The sequence below is a fragment of the Pseudoalteromonas sp. OFAV1 genome, assembly GCF_021532595.1.
Lineage (GTDB): Bacteria > Pseudomonadota > Gammaproteobacteria > Enterobacterales > Alteromonadaceae > Pseudoalteromonas > Pseudoalteromonas lipolytica_C.
Genome location: NZ_JAKGBG010000012.1, coordinates 60426 through 75757, shown reverse-complemented (window position 1 = coordinate 75757; position 15332 = coordinate 60426). Strand labels below are relative to the sequence as shown.

The window sequence follows — 15332 nt, the reverse complement described above, 5'->3', positions numbered from 1 at the left end:
GCTTTAAATTGCAACTAAGCTGTGCTCTAGCATGGCTTTAATTTGCTTAACAATTTTAGCTTCTGTTTCTGGTTCAAATTGTTGAATACGTGGGGTATGAATATGCCCTGTAGGGATGTCTGAATTAAGCTCATCACGTAGGCGAATACTACGATACGAAATCTCATTAGATAAGTAGCCGCCACCGCCACCTTTAACCGCAATCGCACCTTCTAACTCTTTAAGTGATTTTGGCTCAAATGCTTTTTCTAGAGTCACAACTTTATGATTGTCGTTGATTGGGAATGGCCCTTTGGCTTGTTGCATTTGCTTAACTGGTAAGCTAAAAGTCACAAACTCATTGCCCGGAAGAGGGCGATCATTCAGGCTTGAAATTTTTGGTGCAGTCGCTGTACCGCCATAAACAATATTGGCGTTATCTGGCGCCGTTACACTGCGGCGTTTACCAGGAAAGCGTTCAAGATCAAAGTCTTTACCGCCCATACTGATAGTGGCAATCATATCAACATTATTAAGTGCGTAATACGGCGCAAGTAATGACTCGATGATACCTTGGTCAAAATCTTCGTAGCGTACTGGTACCATCACAGTATTGATCTCAGCGCTAATGCCATTGTAATTAATAACTTGGCCATCAAGTAATAATGCCGCAACACCTGACGGGTTACTTTGATTAATATTTCGATCAAGTAAGAATGGATCAAAACCGGTAATTAAAATGCGTTTGTCGGTTTTTTTACTGTAATCAAGGTCGGTGCGGCCACGGCTGCCATTTTCGAGCATTGTTAATAACGCGGTTTGTTCGCTGTCGGTCATTGCAAACTGGGGTTTGCTGGTACGAATAATCTTGCTTGAAAGTAAACGAGCCCAATACAGCTCTCGGTCGTCGAAGCTGTTGGTTTTAATGATACGTGCTTTGGCATCGCGCCATAATTGTTTAGCGTAATCATCAATAAGATCACTTGCTTGCTGATAACTGGCGGCAGCTTGCCACTGTTTTTCAAATTGATTCACTTCATCAGAAAAAGCACTCAACACCTTTGGCATTGCTTTGCTGGCTTTTTCAATACGCAGTTCTTCAACGGTTAAATTGGCTGCAAATGCAGTAAATGACGAGGCAATTAAGCTGGTGGCAAGTAAAACTTTTTTCATGATTATCCTATTTAGTTACAGCACGTTTAGTAGGCTTGCGTTAACTATCCTATGGATAAATGCCGAGCGCAAATAAAATCGCTCAACACAGAATTTGAAAAATAATGAATTAAAGGAGATAGCGCTTTTGCTCAAAGTTATTTCTCAAAGGAAGGGCTTTTAATGTTCGATATTGAATAATTAATTATCGTTTTTCGATAATTTTAGTTTGTTTTTTAACTTATCTAGTGCCATAGTAGTTTTTTTACTAGAAGGATCGTGAAAATGAAATTTGGTTCTATTGCAGTGGTTTCGCTGATTGTGCTGTTATTAACTGGTTGTACGACAATTCAAGTTGAGGAATCTCACTTTTTATATCCGGATAAAAAAATAACGATGCAGGATATACAAAGTGTTAATGCCACCGCCAAAACGCAGGAGGTAACTTTAACTACCGATGAGGGTACTAGACTTAAGGGTACCCTTATTAAAGTTGCAGATGCTCGTGCTACGGTAATTTACTTCGGTGGTAACCAGTTTCGCGTTAGTGCCGCAGGTGGGGAACCGGCAAAGCTACTTTTACCTTTTCAAGTTAATATTTTAATGATGGATCATCGTGGTTATGGGCTTAGTTCTGGAGTACCTAGCGTAGCTAATCTGCAAGCTGATGCATTACAGGTATTTGATTATGTAAAAGGCAGATCAGACCTAAATACTTTGCCTGTGGTTATCCATGGTCATTCTTTAGGAAGTATGATTGCAGGTTATCTTGCCAGTCAGCGTAACGTTGATGCTCTGGTACTCGAAGGGAGTGTGACAAATGTTGAACAGATGACAGCAGTACGAATTCCGTGGTTTGCTAAACCGTTTGTTAGTGTTGAGTTTAGTGAAGAGATTAAACAAGTCGATAATTTAAAAGCGTTACAAGTTTATCAAGCACCGCTATTAATAATCACCGGTGAAAAAGACACCCAAACTCCACCTGAGTTAGCTAAATCACTATATCAACATGCAAAATCTCAGCAAAAGCAGATTTACATTGCAAAAGGGAAGCACCATTCTAATGCGTTAACAGGTAAGCAGTTAGCGACTCATTATGAGCAACTTCTAAAACAAATAACATTGAGTAAATCGTCATGAAAAAAATTGTTTGGATGAGTTCGTTTATCCTAAGCCTGCTATTTTTTACGCTTATTAGCTTGTTAGTAACAAGCATTATTGTGCTTTTCAGTGACAGTAATGTTTTAAGTTTTACACAAAGTAATGGTGCGCATATGTGGATTGGTCTTGAAGTCAGCGGCTCTTGGCAAGGAGTTGCACAAACATTAAATGAGCATGGTTTTGATAGTGTTTTATGGCTTGGTCTTGTGCAATTGCTACCGTTTATTCTGATCAACATAATTTTGATTCGGTTATTTTTGCTTTACCGACGTGGATCCTTCTTCGCTATTGAAAATATACAATGTTTTAAATGGTTAGGTGGCGTATTATTGGCGCAATTTGCACTAGTTGTGTGCTACCCGTCACTACTTATAACTCTTCTTAACTTGGCAACAGGATCAGATATCGGAAGGGTCGTGGCTATACAAGATACTGATATTATAGGCTTAGTGATGGGATTAATTATTTATGTTATTGGTTGGATCATGGGTCAAGCGCAGCAGCTACAAAAAGAGCAAGAGTTAGTGATTTAATGGCGATTATTATTGATTTAGATGTAGTGTTAGCTAAGCGAAAAATGAAGTCTGCAGAATTAGCTGAAGCGATAGGTATTACGCCACAAAACTTATCAGTTCTTAGAGCTGGACGAGCTAAAGCTGTGCGCTTTACGACCTTAGATGCAATTTGTAAGCACTTAGGTTGTCAGCCTGGTGATATTCTGCGTTTTGAGGATGACTAACGCAAAATGAGCTTTGTTTGTTTTGTTTGAGAGTCTTTCAGTAATCTGCGGTATTTTGCCGGGGTAATGTGCATTATTGCTTTGAATTCTTTGATTAAATGAGGCTGATCGGTAAAGCCACACTCAAGTGCAATATCTGCAAAGCTCATTTCAGGGTTATCTTTAATCGCTTGTTTAGCAAGTTTTACCCGGTATATTCGCTCAAAATACTTAGGGGTGACACCGCATTGATCCTTTACTTGCCTTTCAAGCTGGCGTTGACTGAGAGGGGCAAGTTGATAAGCGGTTTCAAGTGGTGTTAACTCAATAAGGTTACGGATTAAGTGTTTTGAGTGTTTGTTACTTTGGTTAATGTTTTTATTATTAGTAAAGTGGCGACTAATAAGCGCAACAAACGCTGCTAAGCTGGCGTTATCTTGCAGGCCTTCAGCTATGGCGCACAGTGAAGGCGTAGCAATCAGCGGATGGTCGTTTCTTTTTAGCTCTGGCAATACGGTTGGATTAAAGCGAATACCACAAAATTGAGCACCTTTAGAAAAGCTGAGCTTAGAAGCATGAGTTGAGGTTTGTTGAAATGCATAGGGATGCGCAAGAGATTCATCATCCAATAAAACTTCACCTGTAACGGGAAAAATAACCCCAGTTGCACCATCACAAGCCAGCCATTGTTCACCTGCTAAGTGTGCTTTGGCATACCATATAGCCTGTATACTCTCGGCAAGATTGCCCTCTGGGGTTTTTAGTTCTAGCGTTAAATGGTTATTCATTAAACTCCACAGTAGGCTTAAATATCTTCACTACACGATTCCAACTATTAATCGCGTTAATAGCGATGGTGAGTGCAACCAAGCCTGGCTCTGTAAATTGATTTTCTAGGGTCTGGTAGAAAGTATCATCAATGGTGTGTGCTTGTGTCAATTTTTCACACAATTCTAAGGCTAGTCGCTCGTGCTGTGAGTAAATTGGCATGTCTTGCCAAGCACTTAAAGCAATAATACGGTTGTTAGTTACACCGTACTCTCTGGCTTGTTTGGTATGCATAGCAATGCAATACGCGCATTGATTTAGCTGCGATACTCTTAATTTCACTAGTTCCCAAGTCGTTAAGCCGAAAGTTGCCTCGGCTGCTTGTTTAATTAACTGTTCTTGATCAATTAGATGTTTTGTTAATTGAGGTTGTAAAGCAAAATAATTGGCTCGGTTCATGGTGGTTCCTAAGCTGTTTGAAGAGCAATAAGTGTAACGATGGCGATAGGCGAAATATTGCAAAAAATCGACATTTATGGTGGCAAATTTACGCACTGGTTCGCACCTTATTTTTAATCCTGCTATGCTACGCCCATTAGCAATCACTGAGTATTTGAGATGATTAACGATAACGATGTAATTGAAACATTAGACGAATTAGAAACGTTTTTACGCCTAGTTGAAAATGGCGGTTTAGGACTTGAGAATGTAACCGGTGTAGCCCTTGCAACCAACAATAGTGATGGCCGCCCATTTATCGCGGTACTTGATGATAAACATCAGCTTTTACTTGGCCGTTACGTAAGCAATGATGTGTATGAAAACGGTAAAGATATGGTGCGTTACGGCACTAAAAAACCGCACTAATTAGCAAAGGCTTAATACTAAAAACGGGGCTAGTAGGCCCCATTTTTATTGGTACTCGGCAAGTTCTCTATGAATGCTCATTACCAATTCTCTAGGAATACATAATTGATTAGCCAGCGTATCTAAGTAGTGTTTAGAGATTGCTTGGCTTAAATCAATTGCGCTGGCACTGGCTGCATAGACTTCAATACCCATTTGTGCGTTTGGCACAGCGGCAACTAATTCTGATAGTTGCATTGGTTTTCTTAGCTCATCGAACAGCATGGCCTTTTCTTGCACAGACAATTGCATTGTTTCTACTTGTGCGAAAATTTTTTGTCTTTCCGTTTCATCAATGTGGCCATCAGCATAGGCGGCAGCAATCATGGCACGCATGAGTAATAATTGCCCATCACTGTGATTATCGTCGATTGCATCAGTAAATGACTGCTCAGGCAGCGTAGCGGGGGTAAAATCAAAACCACGTGAACTCGTTTGCTGAACTGGAGCCGCTTTTTGTTCTGAGTATTGTTTATAGGCTTTCCAAGCAAGGCCACCAACAGCAGCAAGCGCACCATATTTTACAGCTTTTTTACTGCTCTTTTTACTTTTTCCGCCCATTAAGCTCGTTAGTCCGCCGCCAGCAACACCTCCTAAAAAACCACTCAGCGCACCTGATTTATTTAAATTACCCACTAATTTTTGTAAGTCTTTCATTGTTCTCTCCTTGCATGTGTTTTCTCAGGTTAGGTGATTCGCGCCGAAAAGAAAATGTGAGAAGTGTTACAAAAAACAACAATGAATGAACCTACTGCTGATTTAACTGGGTTTTTAGTCTTAAAACGGAGTTAAATAAAACGTGTTAATTATGTTTTTCATTCTTTATTTTATGATAATCGTAAAATAAAGTTTGACAATCATAAATCCATTGCGTACTTTTTAGGCTATGAAAATACGAATCAACCTAGATATAGAATTGGCAAAGAACAAAATGCAGCTGAAGGAGCTATCTCAGCGCATTGGTATTTCTATGACCAATTTATCATTACTAAAAAACGGAAAAGTGAAAGCGATCCGCTTTAGTACCCTTGAAGCTATTTGTGAAGAGCTTAATTGCCAACCCGGCGATATTTTGGTGTACGAACGCGATAGCGAATAACTTTACAACGCAACAGGATTTTGGAGGGCATATGCTCAACCGTGACTATTTACTACCCGGCATAGCAGCGGGGTTACTTGCCATAATTTTTCCTATGTACTGGATTTCAGTATTTGGCGAAACACTTGATGGCTTAGGCGAAGCGCTTAAGCTCGATTTGCAAAGCTTAAACTTTTCAGACCTTGTGTTTGTACTCATTGGTGCACTTGAAATCTATGTGTACCTGAGTTTACGCAAGGCACTAAAAGATATGTTTGATGTTGAAGGCGTTCGCATACTGCTATGTGTGCTTGCGGTGCTGGTATTGGCTTTTCATGCCACTGTGTTATGCGATGTTTATCTTGCCGTTGCTGGCGATAAAGCATCGAGCGATGCGGTTGAAAGTATTTCAATTATTGCCATGGTGGTCTCGGCTGGGAGTTTAGGCTTGTATGCGCTAGTGGGTTTGATCACCGCCGCGTTATTACTAACAAAACGCCATGGAATGTCGTCGTTGCTAACGGTGTTTTCTATTCTACTGTTACTGATGTGCATCTTACAGCTAACGGTTATTTTTGCTTATTTGAATGTGTTCTTATTCCCAGCAGCATTATTAATTTTAATGGTGTTCTTTATCAAAAAACCTGAACAAATCGAAGTAGTTTAAGGTCGCTTTGTAATACAAGGGATAGAGTATGAGCTGGTTTAAAACAATTTTGTTAACACTATTTTTGTCATCTGTTTGGGCTGCAACCTGTGTGTATGGTGGTGTTAGTGGTTGGTTTTTAAAACCCATCGCCGAAACGGGCAACACTGAGCAATTTATTGCCAACAGTCAGGCGCTGATTGCCAACAAACACGCAAACATCGCTTATGTTTTGATTGAAAATGGCCAAGTGGTTTTTCAAGATTACTCAAAAAGCAAAGATGAAATAACCGCAAATACTCTGTTCCCCGTAGCATCGCTCAGTAAATTTATTACTGCCTATGGCGTGATGAGTCTGGCAGAGCAACAGCAAATTCGTTTAGATCACGCGATTAATGAGCAACTGACGGGTTGGCAGTTACCTGAATCAGAGTTTGATAATCAAACAGTTAGCATTGCACATCTGTTATCGCATACTGCGGGGCTTGGTGATGGTTTAGGCTTTGCTGATATTGAGCTAAATGAAACCGTACCAAGCTTGCTTGAGTCGCTAAACAAGCCGCTATCATCAACAGGTGTGCGCGAAATTAAAGTCACCAAGCCTGTGGGCGATTTTCAGTATTCTGGGGGCGGCTATTTGATGCTAGAGCTGCTGGTAGAAGAGAAAACCAATCAACACTTTGCAACTTGGATGAATGATAACGTCTTTAAGCCAGTTAACATGACTGATGCCAGTTACGATGTACTTAGCGAGTTAGATAGCATCGCACCTGCTTATGATAAAAGCGGGCAAGCTGCTGGGCATTTTCAATACGCATCGGCAGCGGCAACAGGTTTACTGGCAAGTAGCCATGATTTAATAGCTTTAGTTAACGCATTAACATCACCTCAAAAAGGACAGTTAAGCTCACAAATGATCAGCTCCATGCGAGCGCCTTTGGCAATTAGCTTAGGCGCACCAATTTGGGGGCTTGGTACCATGCTTTATGCACCAACAGCATCGGGAGATTTTGTGTTTGGCCATGATGGCGCAAATGAGCCGGCAATAAATAGCACGCTTCGCATTAACCCAGATAACAATGATGCAATCATCGTACTTAGCAGCGGTGGTGAACATATTGCATCAAAACTCGGGTATGAATGGACGCTTTGGCAAACCGGTTCCCCCGACTTTTTAGCGTTTGATGTTGCCCTGCAAAGCGCTTTTGTACCTTGCTTAATAGGCCTTGGCATCATCTTGATAGGTATGCTTGTGGTGCGCTTCAAAAAAGCGAAATAAGCAACGTTTGACTGTCACATTTTTAACTCGTTCCCATACTTGCTGAAAGCTCAGCCTAGCTTAATACCCCTCTATTCTTTAGTGAATCAACTTATGGAAAATTTAAAACCCTTTTATTTCATGAGGTTGAACCTTTTGTGGGGAATTCAATGTAAATTTTAGATGTTTTGCTGTCTTTTTGAACGCTTGTTCAGTTTAAGTGGTTGTACCTGTTGCAATTTTGCAACAGTGAATCAATAATTCCTTTTCAATCAATTGGTTATGTTTTCTGTTTGGGTACTTTAACCGTTCAGATTGACTAAGCACTCCTAAAAATATGGAATTTTTTGATGTATAAAAAAGTACTTTACCCTTCTTTATTGGCAATTAGTGTCTCTGTTTTATCTGGTTGTGGCACAACGCCTGAAGAGCTAGCAATGCAAAAAGAAATGCAGCAAGCTTTTATTAATAAATTGAAGGGCTCAACTTTAACGAGTGTAATTCCACAAGCCCAGCAACATCAGCAGCAAAAGGTTGAGAAGCCGGAAGTTGTTATTTCTGAAAGTGAATTATTGGCTCAGAAAGAAAACGTTGATCAAACCGGTGGGCCAGCAACATTTATGCGTGAAAAAGATGGAATTTTGATAAATGGTTCAATGTTTCATGATTATGAAGGGGAAGTGGCTAACTTAGGTGCTGATCGTCTCACTGGCCAATTTACGTATGCAATTGAGAATTTTGATGGCACGTTTACTCTAAAATACAGTAAAGCAGGTTCAAGTGAAGGTGCTGTTAAACTAGCAACTGTTACTAAAGATAATGATTCATTCAAAGTAAAAACGGTGACAGGTAAGTCATTTACAGGTACATCTGTAACACCAACATCCGATGGCTTTATTGTGGGGAGAGCGGGCTCTGCTTTTCGCTATGTGATTGGTTCTAACAACGTAAAATCAATTTCGATATTAGATGGTTACCATATTGCTAAACACCAAAATGGTGATGTTGCATCAACAAATTTTATTTTGTTAGAAAAAGATAAAACTAAAAGCAATGACCCTTTAACAGGTTTATTTGAGTCAACTAAGAGTTTAGGAAACACACTAGGCTTTAATAAAGTTGATGATTATATTTTGTTAAACATTAACGACAGCACGATTGTTCCTTTAGATGTGAGCATCTCGGGTAAAAATGTTGCAGAGCACTCTAACTGCCGTAGTAAAGGTTTATACAATGAGTGTGACAATGTATCTTTCAAAGAATCGTTATACAGAAAAAATGGATTCAAGAACAACAGTCATTATTATTGGGCAATTGATTGGATTAATACACCTTCAGGTCCTCTTGCATTCTACAAAACGAGTACAAAAGTAAAAGTTGTAGATATTAATAAAAAAACAAGTGCATACCGTTTTTTCTAGAACGCTAGGTGTGAATGAGTTTATTTTAATTGAAAAACAAGATGGCACGGTTGCAGTAAAAGCGCAGTTAGGCTTTAGTCATGAACAAGTTGATAATATTGAAAGCTTTATCAGTGCAAATAAAGAAGAAATTGAACCAATGCAACAGCTTGGTTCGTAATTAGTTTTTTTATTGAATATGCTTAAAGCCCCGTTTGGGGCTTTTTTTTTCTTCTACATGATTGGTCATTGTTCATTAACGTGAACAGCTATAGTATTTGTTTTAAATTGATTTATCAGGGTAGGGCAAATGTTACGATTTTTTTCTATAGACCAAGGTGTGATCACAGAAACTGAGCCAGCTGCAGATACGCCTCTTGTTACTTCTATTAAAAATGCCCACTGGATTGACACCATAAATCCGACTGAAGAAGAGCGACAAGCGCTGGCAAGCACGCTTAATATCACCTTACCCGGTGCTGATGATGTTGAAGAAATCGAGGCATCTTCCCGTTGTTTTATCGACCACGAAGGCCTACATGTGCATGCGCTTTTTATGTCACCAAATGAAGGGCGCTTTAATACGGTGACAGTGGCTTGTTTGTTAAAAGACAACTGTTTGCTGACAATCCGCGATGATGAATTAGCCGATTTTCGTTTATTACGACTTCGCGCTCGTAAAGGGCAAGTGGCGTGTGATAATCCCAAGCAACTTTTAGTGACTCTGTTTGACCAAAAAGTCGAAAACCACGCTGATATGCTTGAAGATATGCATCACCAGTTAGAAAAACTCAGTGCCTATGTACTTGAAGAGGACGACTCAGATTTAGAAGAAGCCGTCAGCCGGATCTCGCGCCTTGAAGATAACAACGGTAAGGTGCGTTTATGTTTGATGGATACGCGCCGAAATATTTCGTTTTTACTGCGTCATTTAGGTGCACCAACTGAAGACCGCGAGTCACTACGTGAAATTGTACTTGATATTGATACCCTTATGTCTCACTGTACATTTTTGTTTGATAAGGTGAATTTCTTAATGGACTCGACTCAGGGTTTTATTAACATCGAACAAAACCAAATTATAAAAACCTTCTCTATTGCCTCAGTGGTGTTTTTACCGCCGACCGTTGTCGCCAGTATTTATGGCATGAATTTTAATAGCATGCCTGAGCTGCAATGGGCATGGGGTTACCCGTTTGCAATTGGCATTATGTTGCTGTCTGGCTTTGCACCTTACTTGTTCTTTAAACATAAAGGTTGGCTGTAGCAAAGCATAAAAAAGCCCAGCAAATGCTGGGCAAGGGGTCTTCGGATAGACTTTGCGGTTTTAGCCTTTCAATTCGCCAGTAGACGATTCAATATGCGCACGAACAAACCATTGGAATTGTTCTAGATCAGCCAGTTGGCCGGTGATCATATCTTCAGAAACAGGGTCTAATTCAGCAAGCTTTTCGATAGCTGCACGGTGATCTTTATTAACGCCGTTATACACTTTATCAAGCGCTGTTAGATGGTCAGTGACTAAGCCTTTGCCAATTGAGTAGTCTTGCCAAGTGCGACGATCAACAATTGATTGCGGTGTGCCAACAGGTACGCCGCCCATAGTTGCAATTCGCTCTGCAATCGTATCAGTCATCTCTTGCACTGCGCTTACTTGTGGGTCTAGCATTTCGTGTACACCAATGAAGTTAGGACCAACAACATTCCAGTGAATGTGTTTTAAAGTGAGGTGTAAATCGATTAAAGCGACCATACGCTGGTCTAAAATTGCAATCGTGTCAGCTGCAGCTTGGTCTTTAACACCGGGTGCTGTAAATTCTGCGATTTTTGATGATGAATTACTCATTACTCCTCCGAGATTATCTATAAATTTCCTTTCGCTTTTAGTTTAAAAGCGCGCTTGATTAGGTAGAAGCAAACGTTGTGCCTAAAATGGAATTTTGTTAACTGGTTGAATTTATAGGGTTAATTTTATTTTGTTTTGAGGTGGAGTGGTTGTGATGAGGTATGAGTATGAAAACTCTGCACACCTTCTGTAAAAAATTCAGTGTGCAGATACAAAGTTACGACTTAAGAAAGTAATGCCGCCGCTAAACGAACAAAGTCAGATGAGGTTAGAATTCCCACTAAGTTGTTATCTTTATCAACCACCGGCATGCAGCCATGACGATTTTCAACAAAAAACTTAGCAACTTCGTGTAGCGGCTGCTCTGGCGAGATACTGGTAAAATCAGTGGCCATAATATCAACCACTTTAGTTTGCTTTTCTTTGCGTTCAAGGGCGCTGGCGCTGTAATTCGCCATGATATTCATTACCTGAGCAATCATGATTTTTTGCGTTAACATGCCAACTAAACCGCCGTGTTCGTTGATCACTGGGATATGTCGAACATTTTTCTCTTTCATTAGATTATGAGCATCATGCAGGGTATTTTGCGCGCTAATGGCAAATGGGTCTGGCGTCATTAAATCACTAACTAGGTGTGTCATGGCTAAATCCTTACAGTTAATTCAAGTTGTGGTAAGTCTAGCGCTTATCGAGTTAATTGCACTTTAGTGAGATCAAAGTTTTAGTGATTAACTGTGCATGTACCTGCATTACTTTGCTGACAATAATGAAAGTCTAGGTAATAGTGAGACTTGGCTGGTCGCTCACCTTTTGTTAGGTATTGATACATCAATTCGGCAGACAGGCGTCCCATTTCAAATGGATTTTGACCAATATTAGCCGATGATAATCCTTGTTTTAATACTTCTAATTGCATTTGTTCTGTATCGGCAGAAACAATGACCACCTCTTTACTGGCAATACGTTGTTTCTGTTTAGCAATCACTTTTGCGTAGTTAGGATTAAATTGGGCAAAACCTGCTACAGCTAAAAAAAGTGGTGGGTTTTCAATATTAAGTAGTTTGTCGAGCTGACCCAGTGATACTTCACGTTTTCCTAAACTATATAAAGGGCAGCGGTCAAATTCACTCCAGCCATTTTCACCGCTTAAACGTTTTTCTGTTTGCCCTGATAACGCATAACGAACACCTTCAATGCGTTTGTTTAAATTAGGTGTTGTGGAATGTCCGGATTGAATACAGACTTGGTTAATTTCTTTGTCAGTGAATTTTTTTAGTTCGTTCCCCAAGGCCACACCATAATCAAAATTATTAGTACCCACATAGGCTAAACGATACTGCTGATCATCTTCGAGCAAATCAGAGTCAAAGGTAATTACAGGAATATTATTGTCTTTAAGCTTTTTTAAAGCGCGTTCAACAAGGTAATTAGAGTCTGTAGTAGCGATTAATAAACCACTAATGTTGTTTCTGCGAACGAGGTCGGTGATCACTAATACTTGCGTGCGAATATCTTGAAAGTCTTTAGGGCCATCGTAAATACATTCAAAATCGAGATGCTGTTTTGCAAATTGCTCACACCCTTTAAAGGCTTGCTGATAGAAGCTATCGTTTTTGGTTTTACCCACAACAGCCACCACATATTTAGCCTGAATTGGCAGGGCAAAAAGCCAAAAACTGGCGCACAAAAACATCCAGTTTAATTTGAAATTTAATAATACTTTTAAAGACATAGCACTACATATTGCAATTTAAGTATAAGCACGCACTAATTATAGTGGTAGAGTTTGAATTTACAAGATTAATACAAAAGCATTTACCAATTTGGTCTATTTGGTTCTTTGTTCTGGTTTTGGGTGTTGATTTCGACTCGATTACGGCCATTATTTTTCGCTTCATAAACCGCTTTGTCTGCGCGATTCACTAAGCTTTCAAAGCTGTCATTTACTTGCCAGTTAGTTAATCCAAAACTAGCGGTAACCGATATACGATGCTCTTGAAAAGCTATTTGACTGGCTTCAATGGTTTTACGAAGACTGTCTAAAAATTGTCTCGCTGAGCTGATGTCGGCTGCAAAGAATAGCAGTAAGAATTCTTCACCACCAAGGCGGCAACATAAGTCTTCTTTTTTTAAATGGTGTTTCATTAAATCAGAGAACACTTCGAGTACTAGATCACCGCCATCGTGACCGTATCTATCATTAATTTGCTTGAAGTAATCAATATCAACAACGCAGGCATAAAGGCTAGAAGTTTGGTTCGGGCTGAATAATTGCTGTTGTTCGATAATAAATTGCAGTCCGCGGCGGTTATAAAGTCCGGTAAGCGGATCCTTTAAAGACAGCTCCAAATATCGTTTCTTTTCGTCAACTAATAGTGTCGTGATGAGTCCAAGACCTGTCATAACAAATACAGTTGCATGGGCAATTACAGTAAGTGAATAAAGGGTTGCTAAGTTGTGCTCATGGGTAATGATACTCAGTTGTGAAATGGGCACTAACAGTAAGATACATTGCGCCATCGACAACACAGTATTGCCTATATTTTTCTCACATACAGCACGCTTTGTTGTGTAGTAAATCAGTGCAGGTAGCACGCTTAATGTATAACAAGCTTCGACTAAGGCCAGTTGGTTAATATTTTGAGTAAGGATGGCAAATACAGAAAAAATAGCCCCATGAGCAATAATTATCTTATTAAATCGACAGAGTTCGTCGTGGTTATAAATAGATAATTGCAGCAATGTCATGGAGATCATATAAATCACCACACCAGAGCGAAAGCTCGGCGCAAGGTTGAATAGATCTTGGATCCAAAGCCATGCAAAGCCAATTACACCGAGGTAAAAGAATAGATTAAATAGGTAAATTGAGCGGTTATTAAAACTACTGCGCATCAGGCGCGTAGCTATAATGGAGCAGGTTACTACCGTAATAAGTAAGAAGACGAAAAAGCCGTGGTAAAAGTAATTCTCTACGTTACTAGCCATGAATCGCACTGAAAAGATCTAGATAAATAAATCTTAGCACAGGGTAAATTTCTCATCTTAAAATCTTAAAATACGACTGCCAAAGGCTATGTACGTAATGACGTAATACTGCCTAGCAAATCTTGCTCATTTAAAACAAACTAAACATCACTGAAGCGATTAATAGTATTGCCATTAAGTAGTTAAATGCTTTTAAGCGCTTTGGGCTGGCAAGCCAGTGTTGAAGCTTTTCGCCAAGTAGAGTCCACGAGCTGACGCATGGCAGATTAATTAAACCAAATATGAGGCTTACTATTAACACAGAGGTGAGGTTTTTGTCTGGGGCATACAAGCTTACTGCGCTTAATGCCATTGCCCATGCTTTTGGGTTCACCCATTGGAAAAGTGCAGCCTGAATAAAGGTAAACGGCTTACTTTCACTATTGGCTTTTTGTTGAGCGCTACTTGTGGCAATTTTAAACGCCAGATAGAGTAAGTAAGCAATACAAAACACTTTTAATATCAAGTAGCTTGGTGGAAATAAATCAAATAGCTGCATGATGCCAAGGCCCACTAAAACCAGCATCAACATAAAGCCAAGCGTCACGCCAAGTAAGTGTGGTGTGGTTCTTTTAAAGCCAAAGTTGGCACCTGAGCTCATCAACATTAAGTTATTCGGTCCAGGAGTAATTGATGACACCAAGGCAAATAACGCCAGGGCTGTTAAAATTTCAAAACTCATTGCTATCTCTCCACTTTAATTTTATGCAATTATAAGTTGAAATAAGCGCAATTTTTGCGCTTAATGTTGCTATATGTATTCAAATTTCACAATGTAAAATGAAAAAAGATAAAATTAACGACAGAATATTGCATGAGCTTAAACACAATGGTCGAATTGCCAATGCGGAGCTGGCAGATAAAGTGGGTTTATCGCCATCGGCATGCCTTCGTAGAGTGCAAGAATTAGAAAAACTTGGGGTTATTGCGGGGTATCGAGCAGTGATTAACAACCAAGCTGTGGGCCTAGGATTTATCGCTTATGTTGGGGTTGGCTTAAATGAGCACTCAACAGTATCTCAGCGAGCATTCGAGCAAGCCCTTGAGTTTATTGATGAAGTAAAAGAGTGCCACAATGTAACTGGCTCGTTTGAATATTTGCTGAGAGTCGAGACGGCAGATCTTAAGTCTTATAAAGCGTTTCATGCTGATGTGCTCGGCTCTATCCCACAAGTACGCACCATTACAACGCATGTAGTAATGGAATCACCCAAAGATGAACGTGCATAACGACAGAGTTTAAGCTTTTTAGTTGTTATTACTGATTTATAAAAAAACATAGGCAGCAGTAAGCAGATACATAGCCATGTCTCAGTTACTGAATTTGCATCAAAACGTTAGCCGTCATTGGGAATGCCATGTCGCCATCTTCAACTTTTATACGTAAGTT

At 39.8% G+C, this 15332-nt stretch carries 20 protein-coding genes; 11 read left to right on the top strand and 9 right to left on the bottom strand.

Going from position 1 to position 15332, the window contains the following annotated elements; translation table 11 throughout:
- Positions 1-3: 3 nt before the first annotated feature.
- On the bottom strand, positions 4-1152 hold the full coding sequence (locus L1267_RS09240) for a hypothetical protein (protein WP_235382639.1): 1149 nt from the start codon (positions 1150-1152) through the stop codon (positions 4-6).
- A gap of 264 nt (positions 1153-1416) precedes the next feature.
- Between L1267_RS09240 and L1267_RS09235 the strand changes: the two genes are divergently transcribed.
- The 3 genes from L1267_RS09235 to L1267_RS09225 are packed head-to-tail and all read left to right on the top strand — an operon-like array spanning position 1417 to position 3031.
- Positions 1417-2271, top strand: a complete 855-nt coding sequence (locus L1267_RS09235; RefSeq protein ID WP_235382638.1) for an alpha/beta hydrolase — start codon at positions 1417-1419, stop codon at positions 2269-2271.
- Positions 2268-2825, top strand: coding sequence for a DUF2975 domain-containing protein (locus L1267_RS09230; protein ID WP_062565018.1), 558 nt, complete (start codon positions 2268-2270; stop codon positions 2823-2825). Before L1267_RS09235 ends, L1267_RS09230 begins: the two co-directional genes overlap by 4 nt.
- The gene (locus tag L1267_RS09225) at positions 2825-3031 is read left to right on the top strand and encodes a helix-turn-helix domain-containing protein (protein WP_054560721.1); all 207 of its coding nucleotides are present in this window, start codon (positions 2825-2827) and stop codon (positions 3029-3031) included. The genes L1267_RS09230 and L1267_RS09225 overlap by 1 nt, the downstream gene beginning before the upstream one ends.
- On the opposite strand, the gene L1267_RS09220 is transcribed toward L1267_RS09225, so the two are convergent.
- Together L1267_RS09220 and L1267_RS09215 are read right to left on the bottom strand one after the other, a co-directional pair.
- Positions 3028-3798 carry an AraC family transcriptional regulator gene (locus L1267_RS09220; RefSeq protein WP_235382637.1) on the bottom strand — a complete coding sequence of 257 codons (771 nt, stop codon included), beginning with the start codon at positions 3796-3798 and terminating at the stop codon, positions 3028-3030. The genes L1267_RS09225 and L1267_RS09220 overlap by 4 nt on opposite strands.
- Positions 3791-4237 (bottom strand): carboxymuconolactone decarboxylase family protein, encoded by a 447-nt coding sequence (locus tag L1267_RS09215; protein ID WP_138556619.1) that lies wholly within the window; start codon positions 4235-4237, stop codon positions 3791-3793. The genes L1267_RS09220 and L1267_RS09215 overlap by 8 nt, the downstream gene beginning before the upstream one ends.
- Positions 4238-4396: 159 nt before the next feature.
- On the opposite strand from L1267_RS09215, the gene L1267_RS09210 reads away from it, so the two are divergent.
- Entirely contained in the window at positions 4397-4645 is a 249-nt protein-coding gene (locus L1267_RS09210) for a hypothetical protein (RefSeq protein ID WP_135925759.1), read from the top strand.
- 45 nt (positions 4646-4690) lie between these two features.
- On the opposite strand, the gene L1267_RS09205 is transcribed toward L1267_RS09210, so the two are convergent.
- Positions 4691-5341, bottom strand: coding sequence for a tellurite resistance TerB family protein (locus L1267_RS09205; protein ID WP_138556618.1), 651 nt, complete (start codon positions 5339-5341; stop codon positions 4691-4693).
- A 229-nt stretch (positions 5342-5570) separates the two neighbouring features.
- Here L1267_RS09205 and L1267_RS09200 point away from each other — a divergent pair, with 229 nt between their 5' ends.
- From L1267_RS09200 to corA, 6 genes are all read left to right on the top strand, one after another.
- Complete coding sequence (locus L1267_RS09200; RefSeq protein ID WP_130050899.1) at positions 5571-5783, top strand: helix-turn-helix domain-containing protein; 213 nt, start codon at positions 5571-5573, stop codon at positions 5781-5783.
- Between the two features lie 31 nt (positions 5784-5814).
- On the top strand, positions 5815-6429 hold the full coding sequence (locus L1267_RS09195) for a hypothetical protein (protein WP_138556617.1): 615 nt from the start codon (positions 5815-5817) through the stop codon (positions 6427-6429).
- Between the two features lie 28 nt (positions 6430-6457).
- The gene (locus tag L1267_RS09190) at positions 6458-7687 is read left to right on the top strand and encodes a serine hydrolase domain-containing protein (RefSeq protein ID WP_235382636.1); all 1230 of its coding nucleotides are present in this window, start codon (positions 6458-6460) and stop codon (positions 7685-7687) included.
- A 329-nt stretch (positions 7688-8016) separates the two neighbouring features.
- The gene (locus L1267_RS09185) at positions 8017-9087 is read left to right on the top strand and encodes a hypothetical protein (protein WP_235382635.1); all 1071 of its coding nucleotides are present in this window, start codon (positions 8017-8019) and stop codon (positions 9085-9087) included.
- The gene (locus L1267_RS09180; protein ID WP_235382634.1) at positions 9068-9247 is read left to right on the top strand and encodes a hypothetical protein; all 180 of its coding nucleotides are present in this window, start codon (positions 9068-9070) and stop codon (positions 9245-9247) included. Before L1267_RS09185 ends, L1267_RS09180 begins: the two co-directional genes overlap by 20 nt.
- A 129-nt stretch (positions 9248-9376) precedes the next feature.
- Positions 9377-10333: a magnesium/cobalt transporter CorA gene (gene corA, locus L1267_RS09175; protein ID WP_135925755.1), complete on the top strand. Its 957-nt coding sequence runs from the start codon at positions 9377-9379 to the stop codon at positions 10331-10333.
- 60 nt (positions 10334-10393) lie between these two features.
- Here corA and dps read toward each other — a convergent pair whose 3' ends face one another.
- The 5 genes from dps to L1267_RS09150 all read right to left on the bottom strand — a co-directional run bounded on the left by dps (position 10394) and on the right by L1267_RS09150 (position 14624).
- Complete coding sequence (dps, locus tag L1267_RS09170; RefSeq protein ID WP_135925754.1) at positions 10394-10912, bottom strand: DNA starvation/stationary phase protection protein Dps; 519 nt, start codon at positions 10910-10912, stop codon at positions 10394-10396.
- A 224-nt stretch (positions 10913-11136) separates the two neighbouring features.
- Complete coding sequence (locus L1267_RS09165; protein WP_054551886.1) at positions 11137-11556, bottom strand: CBS domain-containing protein; 420 nt, start codon at positions 11554-11556, stop codon at positions 11137-11139.
- Between the two features lie 80 nt (positions 11557-11636).
- Complete coding sequence (locus tag L1267_RS09160) at positions 11637-12647, bottom strand: substrate-binding domain-containing protein (RefSeq protein WP_235382633.1); 1011 nt, start codon at positions 12645-12647, stop codon at positions 11637-11639.
- Between the two features lie 83 nt (positions 12648-12730).
- Positions 12731-13810, bottom strand: a complete 1080-nt coding sequence (locus tag L1267_RS09155) for a GGDEF domain-containing protein (RefSeq protein ID WP_168246742.1) — start codon at positions 13808-13810, stop codon at positions 12731-12733.
- 223 nt (positions 13811-14033) lie between these two features.
- Positions 14034-14624 carry a LysE family translocator gene (locus L1267_RS09150; protein WP_235382632.1) on the bottom strand — a complete coding sequence of 197 codons (591 nt, stop codon included), beginning with the start codon at positions 14622-14624 and terminating at the stop codon, positions 14034-14036.
- A gap of 98 nt (positions 14625-14722) precedes the next feature.
- Between L1267_RS09150 and L1267_RS09145 the strand changes: the two genes are divergently transcribed.
- Positions 14723-15172 carry an Lrp/AsnC family transcriptional regulator gene (locus L1267_RS09145; protein ID WP_235382631.1) on the top strand — a complete coding sequence of 150 codons (450 nt, stop codon included), beginning with the start codon at positions 14723-14725 and terminating at the stop codon, positions 15170-15172.
- Positions 15173-15332 lie beyond the last annotated feature (160 nt).

Bases quoted from the DNA above. Each gene is read 5' to 3' on its own strand.
- L1267_RS09240 (WP_235382639.1), bottom strand. From the start codon at position 1,152: ATGAAAAAAGTTTTACTTGCCACCAGCTTAATTGCCTCGTCATTTACT.
- L1267_RS09235 (WP_235382638.1), top strand. From the start codon at position 1,417: ATGAAATTTGGTTCTATTGCAGTGGTTTCGCTGATTGTGCTGTTATTA.
- L1267_RS09230 (WP_062565018.1), top strand. From the start codon at position 2,268: ATGAAAAAAATTGTTTGGATGAGTTCGTTTATCCTAAGCCTGCTATTT.
- L1267_RS09225 (WP_054560721.1), top strand. From the start codon at position 2,825: ATGGCGATTATTATTGATTTAGATGTAGTGTTAGCTAAGCGAAAAATG.
- L1267_RS09220 (WP_235382637.1), bottom strand. From the start codon at position 3,798: ATGAATAACCATTTAACGCTAGAACTAAAAACCCCAGAGGGCAATCTT.
- L1267_RS09215 (WP_138556619.1), bottom strand. From the start codon at position 4,237: ATGAACCGAGCCAATTATTTTGCTTTACAACCTCAATTAACAAAACAT.
- L1267_RS09210 (WP_135925759.1), top strand. From the start codon at position 4,397: ATGATTAACGATAACGATGTAATTGAAACATTAGACGAATTAGAAACG.
- L1267_RS09205 (WP_138556618.1), bottom strand. From the start codon at position 5,341: ATGAAAGACTTACAAAAATTAGTGGGTAATTTAAATAAATCAGGTGCG.
- L1267_RS09200 (WP_130050899.1), top strand. From the start codon at position 5,571: ATGAAAATACGAATCAACCTAGATATAGAATTGGCAAAGAACAAAATG.
- L1267_RS09195 (WP_138556617.1), top strand. From the start codon at position 5,815: ATGCTCAACCGTGACTATTTACTACCCGGCATAGCAGCGGGGTTACTT.
- L1267_RS09190 (WP_235382636.1), top strand. From the start codon at position 6,458: ATGAGCTGGTTTAAAACAATTTTGTTAACACTATTTTTGTCATCTGTT.
- L1267_RS09185 (WP_235382635.1), top strand. From the start codon at position 8,017: ATGTATAAAAAAGTACTTTACCCTTCTTTATTGGCAATTAGTGTCTCT.
- corA (WP_135925755.1), top strand. From the start codon at position 9,377: ATGTTACGATTTTTTTCTATAGACCAAGGTGTGATCACAGAAACTGAG.
- dps (WP_135925754.1), bottom strand. From the start codon at position 10,912: ATGAGTAATTCATCATCAAAAATCGCAGAATTTACAGCACCCGGTGTT.
- L1267_RS09165 (WP_054551886.1), bottom strand. From the start codon at position 11,556: ATGACACACCTAGTTAGTGATTTAATGACGCCAGACCCATTTGCCATT.
- L1267_RS09160 (WP_235382633.1), bottom strand. From the start codon at position 12,647: ATGTCTTTAAAAGTATTATTAAATTTCAAATTAAACTGGATGTTTTTG.
- L1267_RS09155 (WP_168246742.1), bottom strand. From the start codon at position 13,810: ATGCGCAGTAGTTTTAATAACCGCTCAATTTACCTATTTAATCTATTC.
- L1267_RS09150 (WP_235382632.1), bottom strand. From the start codon at position 14,624: ATGAGTTTTGAAATTTTAACAGCCCTGGCGTTATTTGCCTTGGTGTCA.
- L1267_RS09145 (WP_235382631.1), top strand. From the start codon at position 14,723: ATGAAAAAAGATAAAATTAACGACAGAATATTGCATGAGCTTAAACAC.